General features: G+C 45.9%; 24 protein-coding genes and 1 rRNA gene. 9 read left to right on the forward strand and 16 right to left on the reverse strand.

Annotated features, from left to right (window positions below):
- Nucleotides 1-236: 236 nt before the first annotated feature.
- Nucleotides 237-638, forward strand: a complete 402-nt coding sequence (locus L0U89_RS19805) for a hypothetical protein (protein WP_234863114.1) — start codon at nt 237-239, stop codon at nt 636-638.
- A gap of 351 nt (nt 639-989) precedes the next feature.
- Here L0U89_RS19805 and L0U89_RS19810 read toward each other — a convergent pair whose 3' ends face one another.
- From L0U89_RS19810 to L0U89_RS19830, 5 genes are read right to left on the reverse strand one after another with little or no spacing between them, the layout of a single operon-like run.
- Nucleotides 990-2,513, reverse strand: a complete 1,524-nt coding sequence (locus L0U89_RS19810; protein WP_234863115.1) for an ATP-binding cassette domain-containing protein — start codon at nt 2,511-2,513, stop codon at nt 990-992.
- A gap of 37 nt (nt 2,514-2,550) precedes the next feature.
- A complete protein-coding gene (gene dtd / locus L0U89_RS19815; RefSeq protein WP_234863116.1) occupies nt 2,551-3,003 on the reverse strand; it encodes a D-aminoacyl-tRNA deacylase in 453 nt (150 codons plus the stop codon).
- A 2-nt stretch (nt 3,004-3,005) separates the two neighbouring features.
- Nucleotides 3,006-3,722 (reverse strand): Rossmann-fold NAD(P)-binding domain-containing protein, encoded by a 717-nt coding sequence (locus L0U89_RS19820; RefSeq protein ID WP_234863117.1) that lies wholly within the window; start codon nt 3,720-3,722, stop codon nt 3,006-3,008.
- 21 nt (nt 3,723-3,743) lie between these two features.
- Nucleotides 3,744-4,160, reverse strand: a complete 417-nt coding sequence (locus L0U89_RS19825) for a YkvA family protein (protein WP_234863118.1) — start codon at nt 4,158-4,160, stop codon at nt 3,744-3,746.
- 6 nt (nt 4,161-4,166) lie between these two features.
- Nucleotides 4,167-4,688 (reverse strand): DUF7935 family protein, encoded by a 522-nt coding sequence (locus tag L0U89_RS19830; RefSeq protein WP_234863119.1) that lies wholly within the window; start codon nt 4,686-4,688, stop codon nt 4,167-4,169.
- Nucleotides 4,689-4,801: 113 nt separating this feature from the next.
- On the opposite strand from L0U89_RS19830, the gene L0U89_RS19835 reads away from it, so the two are divergent.
- Nucleotides 4,802-5,131, forward strand: a complete 330-nt coding sequence (locus L0U89_RS19835; RefSeq protein ID WP_234863136.1) for a HesB/IscA family protein — start codon at nt 4,802-4,804, stop codon at nt 5,129-5,131.
- A 233-nt stretch (nt 5,132-5,364) separates the two neighbouring features.
- On the opposite strand, the gene L0U89_RS19840 is transcribed toward L0U89_RS19835, so the two are convergent.
- Entirely contained in the window at nt 5,365-5,820 is a 456-nt protein-coding gene (locus L0U89_RS19840) for a hypothetical protein (RefSeq protein ID WP_234863120.1), read from the reverse strand.
- Between the two features lie 40 nt (nt 5,821-5,860).
- Nucleotides 5,861-6,967 (reverse strand): ferredoxin--NADP reductase, encoded by a 1,107-nt coding sequence (locus tag L0U89_RS19845; protein ID WP_234863121.1) that lies wholly within the window; start codon nt 6,965-6,967, stop codon nt 5,861-5,863.
- A gap of 252 nt (nt 6,968-7,219) precedes the next feature.
- Here L0U89_RS19845 and purB point away from each other — a divergent pair, with 252 nt between their 5' ends.
- Nucleotides 7,220-8,563: an adenylosuccinate lyase gene (gene purB / locus L0U89_RS19850; RefSeq protein WP_234863122.1), complete on the forward strand. Its 1,344-nt coding sequence runs from the start codon at nt 7,220-7,222 to the stop codon at nt 8,561-8,563.
- Between the two features lie 159 nt (nt 8,564-8,722).
- Nucleotides 8,723-10,279: a SulP family inorganic anion transporter gene (locus tag L0U89_RS19855; protein WP_234863123.1), complete on the forward strand. Its 1,557-nt coding sequence runs from the start codon at nt 8,723-8,725 to the stop codon at nt 10,277-10,279.
- Here L0U89_RS19855 and ctlX read toward each other — a convergent pair.
- The 7 genes from ctlX to L0U89_RS19890 form a co-directional block, all read right to left on the reverse strand.
- Nucleotides 10,271-11,206, reverse strand: a complete 936-nt coding sequence (gene ctlX / locus L0U89_RS19860; protein WP_234863124.1) for a citrulline utilization hydrolase CtlX — start codon at nt 11,204-11,206, stop codon at nt 10,271-10,273. The two genes, L0U89_RS19855 and ctlX, sit on opposite strands and share 9 nt — an antisense overlap.
- A gap of 29 nt (nt 11,207-11,235) precedes the next feature.
- Nucleotides 11,236-12,141 (reverse strand): hypothetical protein, encoded by a 906-nt coding sequence (locus L0U89_RS19865; protein ID WP_234863125.1) that lies wholly within the window; start codon nt 12,139-12,141, stop codon nt 11,236-11,238.
- Between the two features lie 162 nt (nt 12,142-12,303).
- Nucleotides 12,304-13,302 carry a hypothetical protein gene (locus L0U89_RS19870; protein WP_234863126.1) on the reverse strand — a complete coding sequence of 333 codons (999 nt, stop codon included), beginning with the start codon at nt 13,300-13,302 and terminating at the stop codon, nt 12,304-12,306.
- A 53-nt stretch (nt 13,303-13,355) separates the two neighbouring features.
- Complete coding sequence (locus tag L0U89_RS19875; RefSeq protein ID WP_234863127.1) at nt 13,356-15,887, reverse strand: ATP-dependent Clp protease ATP-binding subunit; 2,532 nt, start codon at nt 15,885-15,887, stop codon at nt 13,356-13,358.
- Between the two features lie 66 nt (nt 15,888-15,953).
- The gene (locus tag L0U89_RS19880; RefSeq protein ID WP_234863128.1) at nt 15,954-16,595 is read right to left on the reverse strand and encodes a WbqC family protein; all 642 of its coding nucleotides are present in this window, start codon (nt 16,593-16,595) and stop codon (nt 15,954-15,956) included.
- A gap of 28 nt (nt 16,596-16,623) precedes the next feature.
- Nucleotides 16,624-17,253, reverse strand: a complete 630-nt coding sequence (locus tag L0U89_RS19885) for an L-threonylcarbamoyladenylate synthase (protein ID WP_234863129.1) — start codon at nt 17,251-17,253, stop codon at nt 16,624-16,626.
- 25 nt (nt 17,254-17,278) lie between these two features.
- A complete protein-coding gene (locus L0U89_RS19890) occupies nt 17,279-17,692 on the reverse strand; it encodes a (deoxy)nucleoside triphosphate pyrophosphohydrolase (RefSeq protein ID WP_234863130.1) in 414 nt (137 codons plus the stop codon).
- A 76-nt stretch (nt 17,693-17,768) separates the two neighbouring features.
- Here L0U89_RS19890 and mltG point away from each other — a divergent pair, with 76 nt between their 5' ends.
- The 4 genes from mltG to pta all read left to right on the forward strand — a co-directional run bounded on the left by mltG (nt 17,769) and on the right by pta (nt 22,364).
- The gene (mltG, locus tag L0U89_RS19895) at nt 17,769-18,812 is read left to right on the forward strand and encodes an endolytic transglycosylase MltG (RefSeq protein ID WP_234863131.1); all 1,044 of its coding nucleotides are present in this window, start codon (nt 17,769-17,771) and stop codon (nt 18,810-18,812) included.
- A 1-nt stretch (nt 18,813) separates the two neighbouring features.
- Complete coding sequence (locus tag L0U89_RS19900; protein ID WP_234863132.1) at nt 18,814-19,221, forward strand: acyl-CoA thioesterase; 408 nt, start codon at nt 18,814-18,816, stop codon at nt 19,219-19,221.
- A gap of 13 nt (nt 19,222-19,234) precedes the next feature.
- Complete coding sequence (locus tag L0U89_RS19905) at nt 19,235-20,185, forward strand: YihY/virulence factor BrkB family protein (RefSeq protein ID WP_234863133.1); 951 nt, start codon at nt 19,235-19,237, stop codon at nt 20,183-20,185.
- Nucleotides 20,186-20,267: 82 nt separating this feature from the next.
- Nucleotides 20,268-22,364, forward strand: coding sequence for a phosphate acetyltransferase (pta, locus tag L0U89_RS19910; protein WP_234863134.1), 2,097 nt, complete (start codon nt 20,268-20,270; stop codon nt 22,362-22,364).
- Here pta and L0U89_RS19915 read toward each other — a convergent pair whose 3' ends face one another.
- On the reverse strand, nt 22,365-23,258 hold the full coding sequence (locus tag L0U89_RS19915; protein ID WP_234863135.1) for a flavin reductase family protein: 894 nt from the start codon (nt 23,256-23,258) through the stop codon (nt 22,365-22,367). It lies immediately after the preceding gene.
- A gap of 30 nt (nt 23,259-23,288) precedes the next feature.
- Between L0U89_RS19915 and L0U89_RS19920 the strand changes: the two genes are divergently transcribed.
- On the forward strand, nt 23,289-24,212 hold the full coding sequence (locus tag L0U89_RS19920; protein ID WP_369413263.1) for an endonuclease/exonuclease/phosphatase family protein: 924 nt from the start codon (nt 23,289-23,291) through the stop codon (nt 24,210-24,212).
- 189 nt (nt 24,213-24,401) lie between these two features.
- On the opposite strand, the gene rrf is transcribed toward L0U89_RS19920, so the two are convergent.
- Nucleotides 24,402-24,488: ribosomal RNA gene (rrf, locus tag L0U89_RS19925) — 5S ribosomal RNA — on the reverse strand; the annotation flags it as partial.

Here is a 24,488-nt window from a genome sequence, read left to right on the forward strand (position 1 = left end):
AAAAAAGTGGACCATGCCCATCCGAGACTGGGGTATGATCCTAAACCAATTTATGATTATGTTTGAAAACCGTCTAAAACTATAACCAATCCTAAAATCAATTTACACACTTCTCGGGATAGTGTCCACCAGCCGATCGGTTTGATTCTTGTCTTAATCTTGTCACTTGTCTTCTTTTTTGCCTTTCTATTTGGTGGCGAAGAGGGGCTTTCATCCGCAGCAAAATGGGCGACACGATGAAGCACTTTAGTGACCCAAAATTCTGGGCAACCGTATGCGGTTCGGCGGTCCCCATTTCGATGTCATTACTCTGGCTTGTAGGAATAGCAAATTGCTGGAGTCGATCAGAAATTGGGACAATGATTGCCGCTATAGCGGGACCATTTGCTGGTCTAGCTGGATTTTTATACATATATGCCACCTTTATTCAACAGCAAGAATTATTTGAGAGACAATCTTTTGAATCTGGACTTCATAGATTATTGGATCACCTAAAAAAGGAAGGAACCGAAGTGTTTCCACCAAACCCGAAAGAAAATGAAACTATTCGTCTCAAAGAATTTGAAGAAAAATACAAGCAATACGCCTCGGGCATCCGGCAAGGAACAGGCAACGACAAAAATGAAGGTGAAGTATAAAAAAATCACCACCACATCTCGACTATATACTACTCATCTTTCAAAGAATCGTTCAGGCCCATACTTTCATATATGCGTTCATTTGTTGGACTGCTTGGGTATATCAATGATTCTAGAGTTCCTGGCAAGAGAAATTACCACAACCTCCTTTTCTCTCAGTTAACCCATGCCGAAATACGGTCATTGTTTTATGGGTCCTTTTGTTCCCAATTTGAACTGACTGACTTCGAAAAAACTCGAATTTGGGAGTTTTTCTTGAAATATGATGGCAGACATTTAATCTACCGCGATGATATAAACTTACTGAAAAATCACCCAAATTAACGGGAGAGCGAGAATACCTTCGCCTATCTATGTTTTTAATAACCTCAAAAAACTTCCCTTCACCATCCCACTTTCCAGCACGAGTACCCTATCCACGCAGTCGGGGACATCTTCGTCGTAGTGGCTGACATAGACCAAAGCCAGCGGCAAAATCCCACAAATTGCATCCACCAGCTGTCGGAATACCTGTCGTTGCAATTCATCCATGCCTTGGGCGGCCTCATCGAGTACAAGCAGCTTGGGCTTTTTGATCACTGCCCGTGCCAACAGCACAAAGCGCTGCTGCTCGAGCGAAAGCTGGCCAAAGAGCTTATTGGCACGATCTGCCAATCCCAAAAACTCCAGCCATTCCATTCCCAATTGTTCTTGTGCGGGAGATGGCTTCCGAAACAGGCCCATCGTATCAAAAAAACCGGAAAGCAGGACCTTCATCACGGTCTGGTTGCCGGGGAAAAACCGCGCCAACTCCGGTGCCACAAATCCAAGTTGCCTTTTGATATCCCAGATACTCTCGCCCGTTCCTCTTTTCCGTCCAAAAAGCCAGATATCATTGGCATAGGCTTGGGGATTTTCTCCCAAAATCAAACTCAGCAGTGTGGATTTCCCGGCACCGTTGGCGCCCCGCAGCAACCAATGTTCACCGCTGCGGACGGTCCAAGTCACGCCATCCAGGATCTTTTGCCCGGCATAACTGACCTCTACCCCCTCCAAGCGGATGATTTCCTCGGAGTTTGCGGGAGTATTGGGCGAAAGCAGCTTTCGAAGCAGGTCGTTGGTAGGACCATTCAGGGGATTATTGGCCGCATGGGTCGGTACAAAGTCCCCGGCTTTCAGCTGTTTTTCGATCTGCCTGCTGCCAAGGATCGCTAAGTCGGTAATGCCTTCGGGAATCTCATCGCTGTGCGTACTCATGATGACGTGGATGCCTGAGGCGATGATTTTGTCCAAAACCCTTGGGAAATCCTTTCTCGCATCCACATCCAAACCCGTCAGCGGTTGGTCCAGAAGCAATAAACGGGGATTTTTCAGCAAAGCCAAAGCAATCGCCAAGCGACGGGTTTCGCCATTGGAAAGCTTCAGGAGGGATTTATCTGCCAAATAGTCAAGACGCATCAAATCCAAGACCTTTTCCAAATCCCAAAATCCTGGTAGCTTCGTTTCGCTTTGGTGCAGGTATTCCCGCACGGAAAGCGCGTCCTCCGAGTCCATGGAATTGAACCGCTGCTGATAGTAGAAATTCTGAAGGTTGGATTTGTTGCGGAAGGGGTATTGCTGCGAAACGATGGCGATCAAATCCCTGAAGGAATGGACTTTGCCCGCAGCTTCCATGGCGGCATGGTAATCAGCGGCAAATAGTCGGGTTACTTCTCCCGCCGTCACCATCGCCCGGCCGAGGATGGTTTCCAAAAAAACCGTCATCTGCAAACCAGTCTGCCCGATAATTGCCCAATGCTGCCCGCGCTTCCACTCGAAATCCAAGGACTCGAACACCACCTTGTCCATTTTTCGGACGGTGGCCTGATGGATGCTGACCAATGGCGCTTCGTTCAATACTGTTTTGGTTTGTTACAATGTTAGAAATCTGAATCTAAACACGGTTTTTAGAATCGATGATGATCGTGACAGGACCATCATTGACCAAAGCGACCTTCATATCAGCCCCGAATTCTCCCGTTTGGATACTTTTTCCAAGTTCCTTCTCGGTCGCCAAAATGAATTTCTCATACATCGGAATGGCAAAATCCGGCTTGGCGGCCTTGATAAAGGAAGGCCTGTTTCCCTTTTTGGTACTTGCATGCAGCGTAAACTGGCTGATCAACAAAATATCACCTCCGGCTTCGAGAATGCTTTTGTTCATGACGCCGTTTTCATCGGGAAACACGCGGAGATTTACCAGCTTTTTGCTCAGCCAATCGATGTCCTCTTGGGTATCGGCGTCCTCGATGCCCAAAAGCACCATCAGACCCACGCTGATTTCACCTTTCACTTTGCCATCGATGCGGACGGAGGATTCGGAAACGCGCTGAATGACTACAATCATGGTCAGAATTTTTGCATGTCTTTGGAAGGCACCACTTCCACCTTGACCGACTTCGTGGCGAGCGCATAGGAAATCATGGCCTTCGCCACTTGGTGGTCGTAAATGGGTCGGTACTTGGGGGCCAATTTCAGCCAAACCATCGGCTTGGTGACAATCTTGGCGACTTCTTCCCCAAACCGGAACTCCTTCCTGTTTCCCAACAATAAGGAAGGCTGGAAAAGCCCTAAATAATCGAATGGAATGAGCTTGAGGTCCTCCTCCACTTCGCCTTTGACTTGGTTGTAAAAAATCGAAGATGCCGGATTGGCACCCATGGCGGACACATACAGGAACTTGGACGCGCCCAAGGTATGTGTCCATTGGGCAAACAAGACCACGTAGTCATGGTCGATTTCCCGAAATTTTTCTTTGGAACCAGCGACTTTAATGGTGGTACCGAGCGAACAAAACGCGTGTATCTCAGCACTTCTGGTCCTGATTGCCTCCCAAATTGGGAAGAAAACACCTCCCAAATCCTCGGCGCGGAGTTTGGATTCCAAGTCCCAATGCTGGATTTTGGAGAAATCCCCCTCGATCTGTACGAGCTTGTCATGCTTGAGAGCCAGTTTCCGCCTGCCCACCGAGATGACATAGTCGTAATCGGCGTTTTTTAGCAATTGGTGCAGCAGCTGCATCCCAATCAAACCCGATGTCCCTGCCAAAAAAGCTATCCTTTTCATAATGTTGGGGGTTAAATCCAATCACTTCATTGCCTGCTTTTCCCAAGCCAGAAAATCCTCCACTTCGTGTTTGACCGCATGGTACACGGCCAAAATCACAGAAAGGTCATCCGTAAATCCCAGACCAGGCAGAAAGTCGGGAATCACGTCAATTGGCGAAAGGAAATACACCAATCCCAATACCATCAATACCAGCGACTTGGCCGATACCTTATGACTGCCGTTCATATGGGCTTGGATCATCCTTTTGAAAATCTTGACGGGTTCGATGACCGCCTGCACCTTGGGATGGTGGGCAAGGCGATCCAATTTTTCAGCCACATTTCGCAGCAGCTTGCGAAGCTTGCTCTCCTCGCCTGCTATTTCCTGTGCTTTCTTGAGGTAGAGCATTTTGGCCCGATCCAAGAAGCCCTCTTTCTTTTCGTCCAGATTTTCCATTAGCCTTTAGAAAAACACCCTGATTTCAGATTTTACGTCTTTAAGCGCCATTTGGATTGCATCGTTTTTTTGGTCAAGGGTGATTTGGAAAATCCTCCTGGCCAGTTCGATGCCGCGCGCCTCTTCGGGCATGTCCTGCATCGCCGTATTGATGATGGTCACCACACTTTCGACCGCGCGCCGCACACCTTCCCAAGTCTCGTCTGAGAAGTATACTTGCTGGGAAAGGTTATGGTTGAACTCCTCGCGGACTTCGTGGAGGAGTTGCCCGTAGAATTCCCTTGCCGAATACTCCGGATTGTTGATCCGACGAACCAGATTGTTGGGTGTGATGCGCTCCAACAGCAGGCAAAGCCTCTCGCCAGCCTGTATCCGCAGCGGCGTGATGATCTGATTGTTGGCTGTTTTGAGTTCAACGGCCATCTTTTCACGCTCCTTTTTCATGAAAGACATGATGGTCAGGTACATGCCATAGATGACCAATCCTGCGGGCAATACGATCTTCAACAAATCAGCTAAAAACTCCATAATCATTCGAATTTGTTTCGAATATCTGAAAATATCCCCATCAAAAAACTTCGGGAATGGATATTTTTGCTCCGAAAAATGAACCAGCTGCAGCAATTTTCCATTTTGGCAATATGATGATCCCCATTCAAATCACCGAAAAAGCCCAATCCGAAATCCGGTACATCATGGCCAACAAGAACATCCCTACCGACTACGCGCTCCGGGTCGGTGTGAAGGGAGGTGGCTGCGGTGGCATGTCCTACCTACTCGGATTTGACAAGGCCAAGACAGGCGACGAGCAGTTCGAAATCGGCGGCATTCCTGTGCTGATAGAAAAAAAGCACCTGATGTTCCTCATGGGCATGCAGGTGGACTTTGTGGATGAGGCCGAGGCGAGGGGCTTTACCTTCTTGAATCCGGAAATTCCCAAGCGGCATGATGTGGCGGGAAGAGAGGTTTGAGACTGGGGGAATTTGTAAAAAGTACCAGGTACAAAGTACCAAGAATTGCGCGGTTGAAATTTGACGATTTCTAGTTTGCTACGATTTCTTCCCCTTCCAACTTTATTGAGTGACTGTCAATAAACCAATCGTCAGACCTGCGCTGCATACTGCAACTGACCACTGCCAACTCAGAAAGGGTTCTTTGCAAAAAAACAAACACAAGCAAAATATGGAATACGAGCGTGAGCACGCTACCCCTTCCTCCGCAAATCCATCACCGCTTCCTTTTCTTCTCCTTTTAGCTTTAGGATGCGAACCACTCGGTGGGGCGAAGGTTTTGCGATCGACAGCATTACAAGAGTAATGGCAAAAGTCACCGTGAAGATCGCATGGTCGAAAAGCAACAATCCTGCTGCCGACAAAATCGCCGATGCAAACAAAATCCAAAACCTCAGCAACGTCTTTTGTCCATAGGCCACCATGCGCTCTTCCAATGACAAGTCCTGATTTAGAATATCCTTAATTGCAGTACGGAAAAAGTACCATTGGAACAGCAGCAGTATCGTCAACATCCCCAACAAGAAAGATTCCCACCAGCTTGACAATTCCGGCAGGTTGATTTCAAATAGCCGCCGCTGTGAATACAAGTACACAAACCCAAAAACAGGCAACGGAAGAATGATGAGCAAAAGGACCTTCTGCTCCATCGATTCATAGATTTTTCTCAAGTGGGGATATTCCAAGGCCTTATTCGATGATGATTTTGATGTTGTCACTTGCGGGTTTCGAAGAGCAGCAGAGGATATAACCTTGTGCGATTTCACTTGGGCTCAATCCCGCATCTTCGATCATATCGACTTTACCGGAAACCAAACGGCCACGGCAAGCGGTGCACAGGCCGCTTTGACAGCTATAAGGCATATCCAAGTCCTTGTCCAAACCAGCCTCCAAAATTGTCTTGCCGGCAGGTACATCAAAGTGATGGGTTTTTCCTTCCAATACCACCTCTATATCCCGCGTCAAAGATGGCGCCAACTGACCGGAAGCCTGCATGGATTTCTCTTTAGCATCAAGATCGCTGTAGAAACTCTCCTTGTGGATACGCTCCGGATTTTCCTTGCGTTCGGCAAGTAAGTCCATGGCGATTTCCATCATCCCTTCGGGTCCACATAGAAAAAAGTGCGTGGCCTCAGCGTTTTTGTCAATTGCTGAATCCAAGTAATTGGCTAAAACGGTATGGTTGAGTCTACCCTTGGAACCGGTCCATGAAGCGCTTGGCTTTGAGAGCTGATGGGTGACTTGAAAACGGGGGCCATATTGGGATTCCAAGTTTTCGAGTGCTTTTTTGAAAATGACACCTTCCTCCGAGCGGCTACAGAACAACAGACTCACTTTAGACTGGGGCTCGTTGATCAGCAGGGATTTGGCAATGCCCATGATCGGAGTGATTCCGCTGCCGCCGGCAATCATGACAAGCTGACGGGCGTTTTTGGAATGAAAATCCAAGGTGAAATTACCCAAGGGCTTCATGATATTGATCGTCTTGCCAGGGCGAATATGGTCATTGAGATAGTTGGAGACCAGTCCTTTGTCGACACGCTTGACGGTAATGCCGGGATGTGGATCGACAAAAGGCGATGTACAAAGGCTATAGGACCGCCGTACTTCCTTCCCATCGATCTCAAGAATCACAGTCAAATATTGCCCGGGCTTGTAGTCCAGATAGGGTTCCGGTTGTTCAAAATAAATCGTTACCGTATCGGGAGTTTCCTTCACGACCTCACGTACTTTGAGCGATAGGTACTGGTCTCCCTTTTTTGGTTCGTCTTTCTTTTTCTTGAATAAATTAAACATGATCTCGCGTTAGTTTGTACTGCCGATCCGATTTAGCTGCCGCAAAAATAAGCAAGGACTTTAGATTTGCGGGAAAAGACTCCGGGATTATCGGAAATCGTCAACTCCTAAACAGCAAAGCGCCCGTAAAGTTTCCCAACGAATTATTTCCTAAATGTGATTTTGTCCCAATACTTCGCAAATGTCCGAGATGACTTCGGGAAATTCGGCCTTTAGGGCTAACTTGCGCCCTTTATATCGCATACTCTCCTTATGAACCTGAACCTTCTGACCGCAGTCAGTTCCGTCGACGGCCGATATGGCAACAAAACACAGAGCCTCCGGGCTTATTTTTCCGAATTTGCCCTGATCAGGTATCGCGTCCATGTCGAGTTGGAGTATTTTATTGCCCTATGCCAACTCCCTGTGCCGCAACTGGCATCGTTTGACAAAAATATTTTCCCAAAACTGCGGGAAATCGTGGCCAATTTCTCGCTAGTGGATGCAGAATCCATCAAGGAAACCGAGAAAACCACCAACCACGATGTGAAAGCGGTAGAGTATTTTTTAAAGGAAAAATTCGATGGATTGGGATTGGAAGCTTACAAGGAATTCATCCACTTTGGACTTACTTCCCAAGATATCAACAACACGTCCATCCCGCTCATGCTGAAGGATGGGCTTCAGGCGGTTATTTTGCCAGCTTTATTACAGGTCAAGGAAAAACTGGCTACCCAAGCCGCAACTTGGAAAGACATTTCCATGCTGGCCAAAACCCACGGACAGCCTGCTTCTCCGACACGATTGGGGAAAGAAATTGAGGTATTTGTCGTCCGTCTGGAAAAGCAGCTGGATCTATTGGCGCAGGTGCCGTATTCGGCCAAGTTTGGCGGAGCCACGGGAAACATGAACGCACACTTCGTGGCCTATCCCAACACCGACTGGAACGGATTTGCCGAACATTTTGTGACAGATTATCTCGGACTTGTTAGAAGCTATCCGACCACCCAAATAGAACACTACGATAATATCGCAGCACTTTTTGATGCTTGGAAAAGGATCAACACCATTCTGCTCGACCTTTCCAAAGACGTGTGGCAATATGTGGCGATGAACTATTTCAAGCAAAAAATCAAAGCGGGTGAAATCGGTTCCTCGGCCATGCCTCACAAGGTAAATCCTATAGATTTTGAAAACGCGGAGGGAAACCTCGGGATTGCCAATGCGCTTTTGGAACATCTCGCCGCAAAACTTCCGATCAGTAGACTGCAGCGGGATTTGACTGACAGTACGGTTCTACGCGTTGTCGGGGTACCGTTTGCCCATATGCTGATTGCTTTTGATTCACTGATCAAAGGGCTTGGAAAATTGGAACTTAACCAAGCCGCAATCGATGCGGATTTGGAAGAAAACTGGGCGGTGGTGGCCGAAGCAATCCAAACGATTCTTAGACGTGAGGGATTCCCAAGACCATACGAAGCACTAAAGGAACTCACCAGGACGAATGAGAAAATCACGCAAAGCTCGATCCACAGGTTCATCGAATCGCTGGATGTTTCAGAGCAGATCAAACAAGAACTCAAAAGAATTACACCTTTCAACTATACTGGAAGGTAGCATATTAAAAACCATTCGATGGGGAAGTTTACCCATCAGATAAAAATACGGGCTGATTTGGTGTTTTTCACCTCAGCCCATTTTTTTTGTTCCGATTTCCGCTAAAAATTATATTTTAGGGAACCTTAAGCTAATTAGAACCAATTCAAGCCCAAATAGATGACCAAGAATGTTTTTTCCCAGCTTAGCAATGACCTTCCCGCCGGCTTGGTAGTCTTCCTCGTCGCATTGCCACTTTGCTTGGGAATCGCATTGGCTTCAGGAGCGCCCTTGTTTTCGGGGATTATTGCGGGTGTCATTGGAGGAATTGTGATTGGCTCACTTTCTGGCTCGCACACTTCTGTGTCCGGTCCGGCTGCAGGACTTACAGTGATCGTATTGAATGCGATCACGGAACTCGGTGCTTTCAATATTTTTCTTTTGGCGGTGGTATTGGCAGGGATTATTCAGATAGTTTTGGGCGTGCTGAAAGCTGGCGTGATCGGATACTATTTCCCTACCTCGGTAATCAAGGGCATGCTGGCGGGGATCGGCATTATCCTCATCATCAAGCAGATTCCTTATGCGTTTGGAGTGAATGAGACAAAAGATCTCGATAAATACATTCCATTTGTCAATGACCTGGATGCGGTTATGGCCCTCAAAAATCTGGGGAATCAACTTGATGTTGGTGCCATTATCATCTCTGCTGTATCAATCGGTATTCTGATACTGTGGGATCATCCAGTCATCAAGAAAGCCAGATTTTCAAAAGTGATCCCAGGCCCTTTGGTAGTGGTACTTCTCGGTATTGGTATCAACAAATTCTTCAAGTTCGTCATCCCAAGCCTTTACCTCAATGTCGAGGACAAAGTGATCCTGCCAAGAATCAGCTCTGTTGGGGAATTCAGCTCATTGTTCATGATGCCGGATTTCTCTCAAATTCTGAACCCCGATGTTTGGCTGGCCGCAGTCACAATAGGAATAATTGCCAGCTTGGAGACGCTCCTAAGTTTGGAAGCAGCGGACAAAATTGACCCATTGAAGCGTATTTCACCGCCGAACCGAGAATTGCTTGCACAGGGCACCGGCAATATTATCAATGGGCTGATTGGCGGATTACCAGTTACAGCCGTCATCGTAAGGAGTTCCGCAAACGTGACAGCAGGAAGCCGAACAAAACTGTCGGCGATTTTCCATGGATTTTTGCTCTTTGCTTCAGTAATTTTCATCCCAGGATTGTTGAATCTAATCCCGCTTGCCTGTCTAGCAGCTGTTTTGATTATGGTGGGATACAAGCTCGCGAAGGTTTCTCTTTTCCGTACCCAAGCCAAGCTTGGCTGGGATCAATTCCTCCCGTTTATCATCACGATATTGGGAATTGTGCTCTTCGACCTGTTGATAGGAATCGGTTTGGGGATGGGCGTGGCGATGGTATTTATCCTTCTCAGGAATTTCCAAAATTCCTATTTGTTGGAGGAAAGCAAAGAAGAACAAGGAGACACCGTCCGAATCGTGCTTTCGGAGGAAGTAAGCTTTTTGAATAAAGGTGCTTTGATCAAGGCCCTGGACGATATACCCGATGGGAAGCATGTCATCATCGACGGCTCCAATTCAAAAGTGATAGATTACGATGTTTTGGAAGTGATCGAAAACTTCAAGACGAATGCCGCCACAAAGAACATCGAAGTGGATACCATCAAAATCCGCTCGGTCAAGGTCGGAGGATTACACTGAGGGGAGAAAAATTTCCGCCATCATACAGCGGGCGCTACCGCCTCCTATTTTTTCTATCGTGGGTATCTTTGGAACGATGATTTTGGTGAATTTGGAAATGGCGTTTCTTTGTGCGTCAGCCAAAGACTGGTACGCGGCATCTGACATCACTGTGAATTTCTCGCCTTTTTGATTTTTCACTTCCAGCATGTTTCCTGCAAATTGAAACTTCTGTTTGGCAGAAATAGGAATCAGCTTTTTGCCTGTCTTTTCGATATACACCTGCACTCTGAGCCTTTCTGATGCCAAAGAAATACTCTCCAAACACACTATCGCAATATCAGTACCGACATGCATCATGACGTTGGTGTGGTAGATTGGGGAACTTTTGCCATCTATGACCTGCGAAGCGGTGAAATCTACAACCTCAAAATCCATCAACCGACCAAAATACTCCAACGGTACCGGGTGCGTTCGTTCTGACTTGGAGGCATAAACAATGTGATTGACGCGATCGAGGATAAGACTTCCCGTTCCCTCTAGATACTGATTGTCTTTTTCGAAAAAGCTCAAGTCGATGATTTCGTTGACCTTGAAGCCATTGTTGATCAACCATTCGATGATGTCCTTCCTACGTTCGAGCCGGCGATTTGGCGAAAACATCGGATACAAGATGATTTTCCCATCCTCATGTGTACTGAACCAATTGTTTGGAAAAATCGCGTCAGTCTTCTTAGGTTCAGAAGTGTCATCAATCACCAAAACCCTGACACCATGCTCCCGAAGCAGTCTCACAAAACCATCAAATTCCACTTGCGCTAGCTGGTTAATTTCTATGGAGTCTCGGCCGTCCCGCTGTTGGTAAAAATTATTTTCAGCCGTTTCTGGGTTGAACCCGAAGTTGGCCGGCCTGACCATAAGGATTGTGGAAGTCGTTTGCTGGTACATGGACGTAAAATTAGGGGAATGTCGGCAATCTACTTCCTGTCGTAGCGATAAAGGATAGGATCTATTCTGAATCTCTTCTCGCTAAGCGTGAAGTAACTTTTGCCATTGGGGTGAAAAGCGATGGCTTCTCCTTGGGGTTCGGGTTTGTAAGGCAACAGTAAAGGCGGCCGCGAAAGTGCATCGGGAATACTTTCCCCTTCCCTCCTTTTCCAATAATACACGCTGAAGTAGTTCCTGATAAGAATTTCACTTCCGTCTATGGAAATATCTCCACCTGTTGCCATGGTGAAAGGAAGTTCCATGACTTTTTCGAGCATGGCTTCTTTTTTTTCAAAGGCATCAAGTCCAACTCTGTAAAGGGTACTGAGAGTGTCACGTTTGGTGAGGATATAGAATGTTTTTGAAACTGGGTCCAGCATCAGGGTCTCCGCATCCCTTTGTCCATCGGGATACTTGAGCTTCATTACATCTGGCTTGATTCGTTGCTCACCGCCAAGGGAATCTGGTTCAGCGATTCTCAAAATTCTGATTGAGTTCCATTGAGCCCGATTATCTCCAATCTCTCCTACGTAGATATAGCTGACATTTGGATCCGGGCCAGGGCCCACTGCAATATCCTCCCAATCCCTATTGTACACGTCCTTTAGGCGAATTGTGCCAAGGTCCTTTCCCAACGTGTCGAAGATATACAGGCGTGGACTGCTTCCGCTGTCGTTGTGCCCATAAATGACGCCATCGTACCGATGCGAAAACGCCATACCGCTCGCCTCCTTTAGCTTTTTGTTTTCCAAAGCACCAACTGCAACCTGATCACCAAAGATGGTTTTGTCAAACGCCCGCTTATCGAAAAAGAAAACGTCAGGATAGGGCACGTTCAATGCTATCCAAGCAGGAAAAAACACCAGAATAAGTAAAACTTTAAGTAAATGATCCATCAAGTGGGATTGTTCCGATAGCGAGGCAAAAATCGGGATTAATTAAGCCGCGCAAAGTTAAGTTTTGTTAATGTCTTGGGCTAACTCTTGTTTCAAAAACACAAGACGAAAAGATATGCCTTTAGTTCCTCGAAGAAGGAGCTTTGGGAAAATCCGGCCGAGCTATTTTTTTGAGTAGAAATATAAATCGGGAACCTTATCATTAGCTTTTTCACTCAGGGTGAAATATCCGCCATCTAGATGAAAACAAAACGCTTCGCCCTGTGGCTCGCGCTGGTATGGAAGGAGTTCCGGGGTACCCGCCAACATATCAACAAACGACTGCTTGGGCTGTCGCGTCCAGTAAAAAATTCGGTCATAGGTCTTTATCGCAACCTGCAATCCATCCTTTGAAACCGATCCCGCCGTAATGAACGTAAAGGGAAAAGTCCCGACGTCCACTGGCGTGTTTTGTCCAGAAGACTTTTGTGGAAAGGGTATTTCATACACCTTGCCGAGGAAATCCCGCTTGGTCACCAGATAGATATTTTTCGTGAGCGGATCTATCAGCAAACATTCAACGTCATGATTTTTTGCTGGGTATTTGAAGTCAATCTTGTCGATACCCTCGGAAATAGATATGTTTTTGCCCCGCTGCTGTTCGGCAAATTTCGGCTCTTCAAACCTTAGGATAGCATAATCGCCATATTTCTGCTCATTGTCACCAGTCTCGGCAATATAGATATAGCTTTTTCCGGCAATTGGACCTGGACCGATTTCCATGTCCTCCCAATCACGGTTGGAAAACCCAGCTAAAGTGTAAGATCCGACGGTCTCGGAATTGGAAGCATCCAGCAGGTAAATAGTCGCACCATCCCCGGAATCCTGGTGAACCCAAATGAATCCGGGATTGGTAATACTAAAGGCCATTCCTGAAACCTCGTCCAAATCCACCGTACCAAGACTTTTGGGGATTTCGACATAAGCAGTCGAGATACTCAAATCCTGAACCTTGTATTCCGATTTAAAGGGAATAAAGCTCGTTGGGTCGGAGATTTCGGTCTCCGACTTATTTTGGCAAGAAGCGGCGCTGATATTAAAAAGCAGCGCTAGTCCAAAAGACCAAGCGAACTGGAACCGACTGAATTTAGAAAGATTGATTTTGCCTCGATGCTTCATCATGTATCAATAAAAAAGCGGCATCACTGCCGCTTTCAATTTCTGGATTTGGGCCACTAACCAGCCTTTTCCTTTTTATCAACTGTGATTGTCAACTGATCGCCCTCTCCAAGGTAATCCGCCAAAATCACGTCGCCCTCTGACAATTCCCCTTTCAAAATCTCCTCGGCAAGTGCATCTTCCAAATATTTTTGGATTGCACGATTCAATGGTCTCGCTCCATATTGCTGGTCGTAACCCTTCTCGGCAAGGAAATCCTTCGCCTTGTCAGTGAGCTGGATGGAGTATCCCAAGTCTGTAATTCTGGAAAACAGCTTCTTGAGGCTGATTTCGATTATCTTATGGATATGTTCCTTGTCTAGGGAATTAAACACAACGACATCATCCAATCTGTTCAAGAATTCCGGGCTAAACGCCTTTTTCAGCGCGCTTTGAATCGTGGATTTCATCACATCGTCCATGCTGGTTTGCTTGGACTTGGAGGCAAACCCGATTCCCGCACCAAAGTCCTTCAGATCCCGGACACCAATATTGGAAGTCATGATGATGATCGTGTTCCTGAAATCCACTCTTCTTCCCAATCCGTCTGTGAGAATACCATCGTCCAATACCTGCAAGAGGATGTTGAATACGTCTGGGTGTGCTTTTTCTATCTCGTCCAAAAGAACAACTGAGTAGGGTTTTCTTCTGACTTTCTCGGTCAACTGACCACCTTCTTCATATCCGACGTATCCGGGAGGCGCTCCCACCAAACGAGAAACGCTGAATTTCTCCATGTACTCTGACATGTCGATCCTCACGAGCGAGTCCTCTTTGTCAAAAAGGTATGTCGCAAGGGTTTTGGCCAATTCAGTCTTTCCGACACCAGTTGGACCTAGGAATATAAATGAACCGATCGGTTTTTTCGGATCTTTCAACCCCACCCTGGTCCTTTGGATTGCCTTGGTCAATTTCTTGATGGCCTCTTCCTGTCCAATCACTTTGGACTGGAGTTCCTCGTTCATATTGAGGAGTTTGATTCCCTCATTTTGGGCAATCCGCTTGGCAGGAATTCCGGTCATCATTGCGATCACCTCAGCTACGTTATCTTCCTCGACCATGTAGCGCTTGGTTCTGCTTTCTTCCTCCCATTTTGCTTTCGCGTTTTCGAGTTGCTCCAGCAGTTTCTTTTCCTTATCCCGCAACTGGGCCGCCTCTTCATATTTTTGGCTTTTGACAACCCGGTTTTTCTCGATCTTGATCTTCTCTACATCCTCTTCTAGCTTGAGGATTTCTTCTGGGACATGGATATTGTTAATATGCACCCTTGCCCCTGCTTCATCTAGGATGTCAATTGCCTTATCCGGAAGGAACCTGTCAGAAATGTATCTATCGGACAGCTTCACGCAAGCATCGATTGCTTCCGGCGTGTAGATCACGTTGTGGTGATCTTCATATTTGTCTTTGATATTGTTGAGAATCTGAATGGTTTCCTCAGGTGAAGTAGCATCCACCATGACCATTTGGAACCTCCTGGCCAATGCGCCATCCTTTTCGATATACTGCCTGTATTCATCCAAGGTGGTCGCACCGATGCATTGGATTTCACCCCTCGCCAAAGCTGGCTTAAACATGTTGGAAGCATCAAGAGAACCACTTGCGCCACCTGCACCAACGATCGTGTGCAACTCATCAATAAACAGGATCACATTGGGGGACTTTTCAAGCTCGTTCATGACGGCTTTCATCCGCTCCTCAAACTGACCACGGTATTTGGTCCCCGCTACCAAAGATGCCAAATCCAAGGTGACTACGCGCTTGTTGAACAATACGCGGGACACTTTTTTCTGGACAATCCTCAAAGCCAAGCCTTCGGCAATCGCCGTCTTTCCAACTCCAGGCTCTCCAATAAGTATCGGGTTGTTTTTCTTTCTTCTGGAAAGGATCTGTGCAACCCTTTCGATTTCCTTTTCGCGTCCAATGATAGGATCGAGTTTATCTTCCTCGGCCATTTTCGTTAGATCACGACCAAAATTGTCCAATACTGGCGTTCTGGATTTTTCGCTTGTACCACTCTTTGCAGAACTGGAAGAACTTCCCGAGGAGGAACCAAACAACTTGGACCCATCTTCATCCGGATCGTCGGCTTCTGCCTTTGCCTTGGGAGCAGAGTCGGTTTGGAACTCAAGCATTTCCTTCACAGCATCATAAGTTGTATCAAACTTGTGCAAAATCTGAGTAGCGATATTGTCTTCGTCACGCAGAATCGAAAGCAACAAATGCTCGGTTCCGATCAGTTGGCTCTTGAATATTTTGGCCTCCAAATAAGTGATTTTGAGGACTTTTTCTGATTGCCTGGTAAGCGGAATGTTTGCGAGATTTTTGACATTGTGCGTAGCCGTACCCTTTACGGCTCTTTCGATTGAGTTGCGCAGCTCATCGAGCGGCACTCCCAATTTCTTCAATATGGAAACAGCGACGCCTTCCCCCTCACGGATCATGCCCAGCAAGAGGTGCTCTGTACCAATGTAATCATGCCCCAACCTGAGAGCTTCCTCTCGGCTTAGGGAGATCACCTCTTTGACCCTGTTTGAAAATTTTGCTTCCATGCAATTCCTTTCTAGTTTTTCCTCTATTTCAGTAATAATGTTACCGAATTTGTTTTAAAAACACAATCAAAAGACTGATTGTTCATTTATTTTTTTTGAGAGATTCAGAACCACTTTTGACTCAGGACCTTTGCAAAACAACAAATCCAGCACGCTTAGGTTGGGCTCAAAGTCCCTGCCAAACATCTGGCTGTAGGGTACCTCTGTCATGAACGAACGAGCCGAAAAATCGGCCTTCGGATCGCAAATCCCACCCAAACCGTCAATATGCGCTACCGCTTCAAGGTTTTCCATTTCCTGAAGGGAAATATTAAGGCCCAGCAGTTTCAGACAAACTGTCAGTAGTTCCCAATTCATGTCCCACAAAAACGTCAGGTCCTTATCAAACACCTCCTCAAAATACGGAAAGTAAAACTCAAAAAACGGAGCCTTCCCATAGCCACTCTGAATTCCCCGCAAATGAACGTTTTTCCATTTTTGGGAATAGTCGATCCTCATATCCTTGTAGGGCATCTTCTTTCGGCCCGAATGGACCGGGACAGTAAGCGTATCGACTTTGTTTGCGAGCAGAATCCGAGCACGATTTCGATAGGTTTGCTTTTGATAAGGGGCACTCGGATCGAAAGCAAGTCGCTCAAAACCCGATACAGCCACAAAGAACTCAATCGGCGGCAGGTACATCAATACAGACAGGGCCGCGCTGGTCATTTTTCAATCAATTTTGAATAATAGGATATCAAAGTATTTCGTCGACTGGACCAAGACCTTCCCGCACGACTTCAATATCATCTCCTGTACAATCCAAGATCGTAGAGGCGACATTTTTTCCATAGCCACCATCTATGACCACATCCACATGATCCCGGAATTTCTCAAAAATCAGTTCTGGGTCTGTACTGTATTCGATCACGTCATCATCATCCCTGATCGAAGTGGTCAGAATGGGAGAACCCAATTCCTTGACCAACAAACGTGGGATAGCGTGGTCGGGAACCCGAATACCTACAGTCTTCTTGTTGCTGTTAAGGATTTTGGGCACGTTGTTGTTTGCCTCCAAAATGAAGGTGTAAGGCCCGGGAAGTGCCTTTTTCATGATCTTGAAGACAGGCGTGCTTAGGGCCCTTGTGTACTCGGAAATATTGCTGAGGTCGTAGCAGATAAAGGAAAAATTGTGGTGCTTAGGCTTTATTCCCTTGATCCTTGCAATCCGCTCGATCGCGCGCTGGTTGTGGATGTCACAGCCCATCCCATACACCGTGTCTGTTGGATAGATGATAATGCCACCATCTCTCAAAATGTCCACAATCCTGCTGACCTTTCTCATGTCAGGATTTTCCGGGTATAACTTGATGAATTCGGCAGCCATTTTTTTAATTTTTAGATGGACAAAATCAATCAACTCGTATATGTCTGTACCATTTAATAAACTCATCAACAATTGGAACATCAGCGTCCGCCCAATCCAATCCAACCAGTTCATTCACTCCCAACCAAATTACTGCTTGGTGTTCCACGGGATCGGGATTTCCGTCTACAATTCTTGCCAGAAAAGGGATGAGTTCAATCTGTTTTCCCTCTGAATACCTGTGAAAATTACTCCTGAATTCCTGCAAAATCTCAATTTCGATACCTAATTCTTCGCTTAATTCTCGCTTCAGGGCATGCTCCGGTTTTTCTCCCGGTTCAATTTTGCCGCCAGGAAATTCCCACTTGTGAGGCAGAGACATTGTGGCACTTCGTTGTGCGCAGAGTATCTTGTCATTGTCCACCAAAATCGCGCAGCACACTTTGATAGTTTCTCCCATGGAGTACAAAGATGCATTTCCCTTGAACAAAAATCTCTATTTTTGCCGTTAACGCTTCAAAATTCCTCAGGAAAAAATGCTCCAAGACAAAAAACTGAAAATCTACCTAGTCGCCGTCATTACGATTTCTGTCTTGTTGGTTTCCTTCACGTTCTATTTCTACCAAGCTTTTTTTAGCCCAAATGCCCTGACTGACAAGGAAGAAAATTATGTCCTGAAGATCCCCAGCAACAGTACTTTCCGGATGGTATCTGATTCCCTGTTGGAAAATGGAGTAATCAACGATGTGGTGACTTTCAGCTTTGTAGCAAAAGTCCTTAACTACCAAGAAGCCGTCAAGCCTGGATTGTATACTATCCCACCAAAGACCAGCAACCTGAACCTGATACGCCTTTTACGGTCGGGAAGGCAAACTCCAGTACGGCTGACATTCAACAATGTGCGCACAAAATCCGACCTCGCAGAAAAGATTACCAGCAATCTTGAAATTTCGGACGAACAATTCTTGGAGCTACTGACGGACTCGGTTTATATCAGGAAATTTGGTTTCGAGGAAGAGACGATCATGGCAATGTTTATCCCCAACACATACGAGGTGTGGTGGAACACCAGTGCAGAAGGCCTCTTTGACCGAATGCATCAGGAATACACCAAATTTTGGACGGAACCGAGGAAAAAGAAAGCCGAGCAACTTGGACTTAGTCCATTGGAAGTGTCAACGCTTGCTTCAATCGTGCAGGCCGAAACCCAAAAAGCGGATGAAAGACCCAAGGTAGCGGGAGTGTACCTCAATCGTTTAAGGATAAGAATGCCCTTGCAGGCGGACCCGACTTTGGTGTTTGCGGTGGGTGATTTTGGACTGAAGCGCGTGCTCAATGTCCACAAAGAGATAGATAGTCCTTACAATACCTACAAAAACATTGGCTTGCCTCCAGGTCCAATTAACCTACCGGAAATCTCCGCATTGGACGCCGTCCTGAATGCCGAACAGCACAAATACCTGTACTTCTGTGCTAAGGACGATTTCTCCGGATACCACGCTTTTGCCAGTAATTATGACGAACATATGCGCAACGCCCGCAGGTATCAGGCTGCGCTGAACCAAGCAAAGATTTTCTAGGATGTTTACCTCGGAGACACAAATACGCGTCAGATATGCGGAAACCGACCAAATGGGCTATGTCTATTATGGGAACTATGCCATGTATTTTGAAGTGGCAAGGGTCGAATCACTGCGCGCTGCGGGATTTTCCTACAAGCAAATGGAAGAAGACGGTGTCATTATGCCTGTGCTAGAGTTGCATACCCAGTTTGTAAGGCCAGGGAAATATGACGAACTGCTGACCATTCGGACGATGATTCCAGAGATGCCCGGCATCAGAATAAGATTTGAATATGAGGTAGTTAACGAAAAAGGAGAAACAATCACCAAAGGGTGGACGACGTTGACCTTCCTGAAAAAAGACTCCCATAGACCCTGCAGACCTCCCCAATATTTGCTAGATTTATTACAACCATATTTTCCGTGAGGGACATTTTTGAGTGAAAAGAAGAATCCGTCTGTTTTCTATCCATTTTACGCGGCAAGCCAAATTGCTCAGGAAATTTCACCTGCGTGACCCTCGGATCAATCTTTACGATGTGGGCAGGATCTTTATGGGGCAAATGCGCAAAGATGAAATCACCGAACGAGCCGGTGCGATGGCTTTTAGTTTTACAATCGCATTGTTTCCGCTGCTCCTCTTTCTACTGAACATGATACCTTATATCGGGCTTTTCTTCCCCGACGTGACAACTCAAAATATCTTGATGTTTGTAGCGGAGTATATTCCGAAGTCCATTTATCAGGAAGCGGAAACAACCATCATGGACATTGTCAGCAAACCGCGACAAAGCTTATTGTCATTGGGTTTCTTCCTGGCGCTTTTCCTCGCCACCAATGGAGTGGTGTCAATGATGAACGCATTCAATGCGGTATACCGGACAAAGGAAAACCGGACTTTTCTCGTCACGCGACTTATTGCTGTCAGCATTGTGATGATGCTTGTCCTCGCAATCTGCGGGGCTGTAGTGGTGATGATCCTGGGGAGCAGCATACTCTATCGGATTTCGGAGTGGGAGATCGTATCGGGAGGACTTTATATATTCATGCTGACGGTTTTTAGGTTCCTCGTATTGTTGTCTGTATTTATGATAACGGTAGCCTTTATTTTTCGCTTTGCCCCAGCTGTGCATGACAAATGGCGGTTTTTTTCTGCGGGTTCGATTACCGCAGGCGTTCTAATCACGTTCGGGTTCTACTTATTCTCTTTTTACCTGAACAATTTCGCGACCTACAACAAACTTTACGGATCCATTGGAGCCATGATCGCTGTCATGCTGTGGCTGTTTATCACATCCCTAATAGTCTTGGTTAGTTTTGAGATAAATGTAAGCCTAGACAAAGCTGCTGAAATCCATTTGCCGAAAAAGAGAGTAAACCAAGTCGATTGACCTGATTTTTGTCATAATAATTCGGTATATTCATCAGGTTTGGATTTTTTCCCATTATCTAAATTTGTAAAAAATTACTCCCATGGAAACCAATAAAAGCATTTTTATAGCCACGACGCAGCCCTTTAGCGGAAAATCAATCATCGCCCTTGGTCTTGTGGATATGCTACTCGCCAAATCCCACAACATCGGATACTTCAAGCCGATTGTAAACCACGCGCCCGATGTCAAAAGGGACGCACACATTGAGACGCTGATAAAGCATTTTAAGCTTCCAATCCAATACAACAACACCTACGCATTCACAAAAGAGGCCGCCAATCAGTTGGTTGAAAATGGACTCCAAGGAGAAATCATTGACACCATCATCAGCAAATACAAAAGTCTTGAAGAGAAGTATGATTTCACCGTGATAGAAGGTAGTGATTTTTTGGGTGAGGGTACGGCGTTTGAATTTGACGGCAACGTCATGATTGCCAAGAACTTGGGCACGCCCGTCATGATTGTCTTATCAGGAGAAGGCAAGACCCCTTCCCAAATTGCCACCGCGGCGAATGTCACGATCAATAGCTTCAAAAGCCGAAAGGTAAAAGTGATCGCCGTCGTAATCAACAAGGTGGAGACAAGTCAATTGGATGAGGTAAGGGCCGTCGTTAGTACGCAGGTGAAAAAGGACATCATCTGCACAGTAATACCTACCATCAAAGAATTGAAAAGCCCGTCAATGAAGGAAATCAAAGACCATTTGGGTGCGGATGTCTTGTTTGGCGGCGATTATCTCGCCAATCCGGTGGACCATTTCATCTTTGGAGCGATGCAGATTTCAAACTTTTTGAACCATATACGTGCCAACGTACTGATCGTAACTCCTGGTGACCGAGCAGATATTATAATGGCATCCCTTCAAGCCAACCAATCCAAAAACTATCCCAAGATAGCGGGTATAGTACTCACGGGCGGATTTGAAATCGCAGATTCTGTAATCAAACTTATCAAAGGTGCGGATATCAGGGTCCCGATATTACGGGTGGAAGAACCCTCATTCTACGCTGCAACCAAAGTAGCTTCCATCCATTCAAGGATTACCCCCGAGAGCATCGAGAAAATTCACATTGCAACGGACACGTTCCGGAAATATATCGATGTAGATCGTTTGGAAAAAGAACTGGTCAAATTCAATTCGTCAGGAATCACCCCAAGGATGTTTCAGTATCAGCTTGTTTCTTGGGCAAGAAACAAGAAAAAACACATTGTACTTCCCGAAGGCATAGATGAAAGAATCCTAAAAGCAGCCGACAGACTAGTCAGACAAGGAATTGTTAATGTCACGCTTTTGGGCAACTTAAATGACATCACGGGCACAATCAACCGCTTGGGTCTCCAACTCACCCAAGATAATTGTCAAATCATTGATCCTCATGACTCAATCTTTTTTGAGGATTATGCCCAAACCTTGTTTGAACTTAGAAAAGGAAAAAATATGCCACTTGAAGTCGCTCGGGACTTGATGACCGACGTATCCTATTTCGGCACGATGATGGTCCACAAGGGACATGCGGATGGTATGGTATCCGGTGCAATGCATACAACGGCGCATACGATCCGGCCAGCACTGCAGTTCATCAAGACCAAACCGGGTATATCGCTGGTTTCATCCATATTTTTCATGTGTTTGCCCGACCGTGTGACGGTATTTGGAGATTGCGCAATCAACATCAATCCAACTGCAGAAGAACTCGCAGAGATCGCTATTTCCTCGGCTGATACAGCTACAAAGTTTGGAATTGAACCCCGGGTTGCAATGCTTTCTTATTCATCAGGCGCTTCTGGTACCGGCGAAGACGTTGAAAAAGTCCGCACTGCCACGGAACTTGTCCGGCAAAATCGTAAAGACATCAAAGTCGAAGGGCCCATCCAATATGATGCCGCTGTGGACCCACTCACTGGAAAACAAAAAATGCCAGATTCAGAGGTTGCTGGCCAAGCTTCTGTGTTGATTTTCCCCGATCTCAACACAGGAAACAATACCTACAAAGCTGTTCAAAGAGAAACAGGAGCAATTGCAATAGGTCCGATGCTACAAGGATTAAATAAGCCGGTGAATGACCTGAGCCGTGGTTGTACTGTCGATGATATTTTCAATACTGTCGTCATCACGGCGATTCAGGCCCAAGAATAGTCAGTGTCGTTGGAGTAATATCAGCCAAGCCTGATATACGTCGCCAGCCTCCAAAACCTCCTTTGCGAATTGGTGAAGGTGAAAGTAGAAGCTTTCGGGATCATTCTTAAACCTTGCTTTCATCTCCACGATTTCGGGGCTTTGTGAAAATTCCAAAATTTCGGATCCAGTAGGCAATGCTTCTGCATTCCCAAGCCTACCGAGGTTGTTACCTGTCAAAACCGGGCTGTTTCGAATGATTTCTGGGATTTGATCTACACCAATCCCTCGATTTCTGATTGGTTTTGGGATTTCAAACAATGCTTGCCCATTGGCCCTACAGTACCAGTCCCCCCCCATTCTGGCGACTGCATCCAGTCTAAATGGATCAACATGACCCTTTTCGTTCAGGATGGACTCTGAAAAATGCATCAAAAGCACCTCACAAATCACAAGATTTGCAGAACCTCCCCCGGCACCCACCGGAAGGACCTGAAGCACTCTACATTCGAAAGAAACCGGTGATTCTTTTACCCTTGGTGGCCTTACCAATCTCGATTTTTCCTCCCTGAAACCCGACTTGACAAATTCATTGACGCCCTTTTCATATTCCGTACTCGCAAGAGACATCTGCTCCACCATCGAATAATTCACCATGTTGATGACCACTTCAGGTATTTCAAGCACATTATCCAAACTGTGCTTTGCTGTATTGTCTCTCACCCTTCGGGCAGGAGAAAAGACCAAAACCGGCGGATTTGTGCCAAAGACGTTGAAAAAACTAAATGGGCTCAGATTTACGTTGCCATTACTGTCAATTGTACTTGCAAAGGCGATTGGACGGGGAGCCACGGTGCCCAGCAAATAACTGTGGAACTCTGCGATTGAAACATCTTTTGGGTCTATTGTCAACATATTCAGGAAATTCTGGAGGAACTAAATCTTTTGACCGGTGGTGCTGTAACACTGCCTGAATTGGCTAAATTACAATCAAAAACAATAATTGAAATGAAAAGTTATTCATCGAGCGAGTTGGCAATTTTGATATTCATTTTTGTGATTATGGCTGTAGGTACATCAGAGTCATTTGGACAAAATCTCAAAATCGCCACATACAACATTCGTTTTGATAACCCAAACGATACCGGCAATCTTTGGAAAGACCGATCCCCACATCTGTTCAATTTACTCCGATTCCACGAAATCGAGCTTCTCGGGACGCAGGAAGGATTGTATCACCAGCTAGAAGACATTAAAACTGCGATCGGATTCGAATATATCGGAGTAGGCAGGGATAAAGGTGGAAAGGAAGGAGAATTCTCCGCCGTTTTTTATAATCCAGAAATACTCAGCTTGCTTGACCAGGGAACGTTTTGGCTTTCCGAAACTCCGGATGCGCCCTCAAAGGGATGGGATGCGGCATTAAACAGAGTCTGTACATGGGGAAAATTCAAAACTAGGAAAAGGAAAACCTTTTTTGTATTTAATATCCACTACGATCATATTGGTCAAAAAGCAAGAGAAGAGAGCAGCAAGTTGGTAATTCAAAGAATTAAAGAGATTAACACCGATAATCTTCCTGTAATCTTGATGGGCGATTTCAATGTGACGCCGGATAACCCTGCTTATGAAACGGTAATTCAAAATTCCAATTTAAAAGATAGTAGGCTAATTTCGAATATCCCCTCGATTGGAAATCAAGGCACTTTCAACGGTTTCAATTGGGAAAAAATCCCAGAGGGAATCATTGATCATATTTTTGTAAGTCCAAATATAATTGTCCACCGGCATGGCATCCTTACCGACAATTATGGAAAAAAATACCCTTCTGACCATTTCCCCGTTTTCACCGAGCTAAGCTGGAAGTGATAGAAGTCTAAAACTCAATATCACAAGAGGCCATCATTTTTTTTGCAAATTGGTCTTTGTCTTCATCGCAAAACGAATTCTAATCTCGGAGAAATCAGAAAGCTTCATGATTTTTGATGGAGAGTCCAATCAAAAAAACTTCACCCATATAAAAAGCAAAAAGCCAGCAGAGATTGCTGGCTTTGGATGTTGTGGCGGCGGCCTACTCTCCCGGGTGCGACCCCAGTACCATCGGCGCTGCAGGGCTTAACTTCTCTGTTCGGGATGGGAAGAGGT

The organism is Mariniradius sediminis, from assembly GCF_021491425.1.
Lineage (GTDB): Bacteria > Bacteroidota > Bacteroidia > Cytophagales > Cyclobacteriaceae > Mariniradius > Mariniradius saccharolyticus.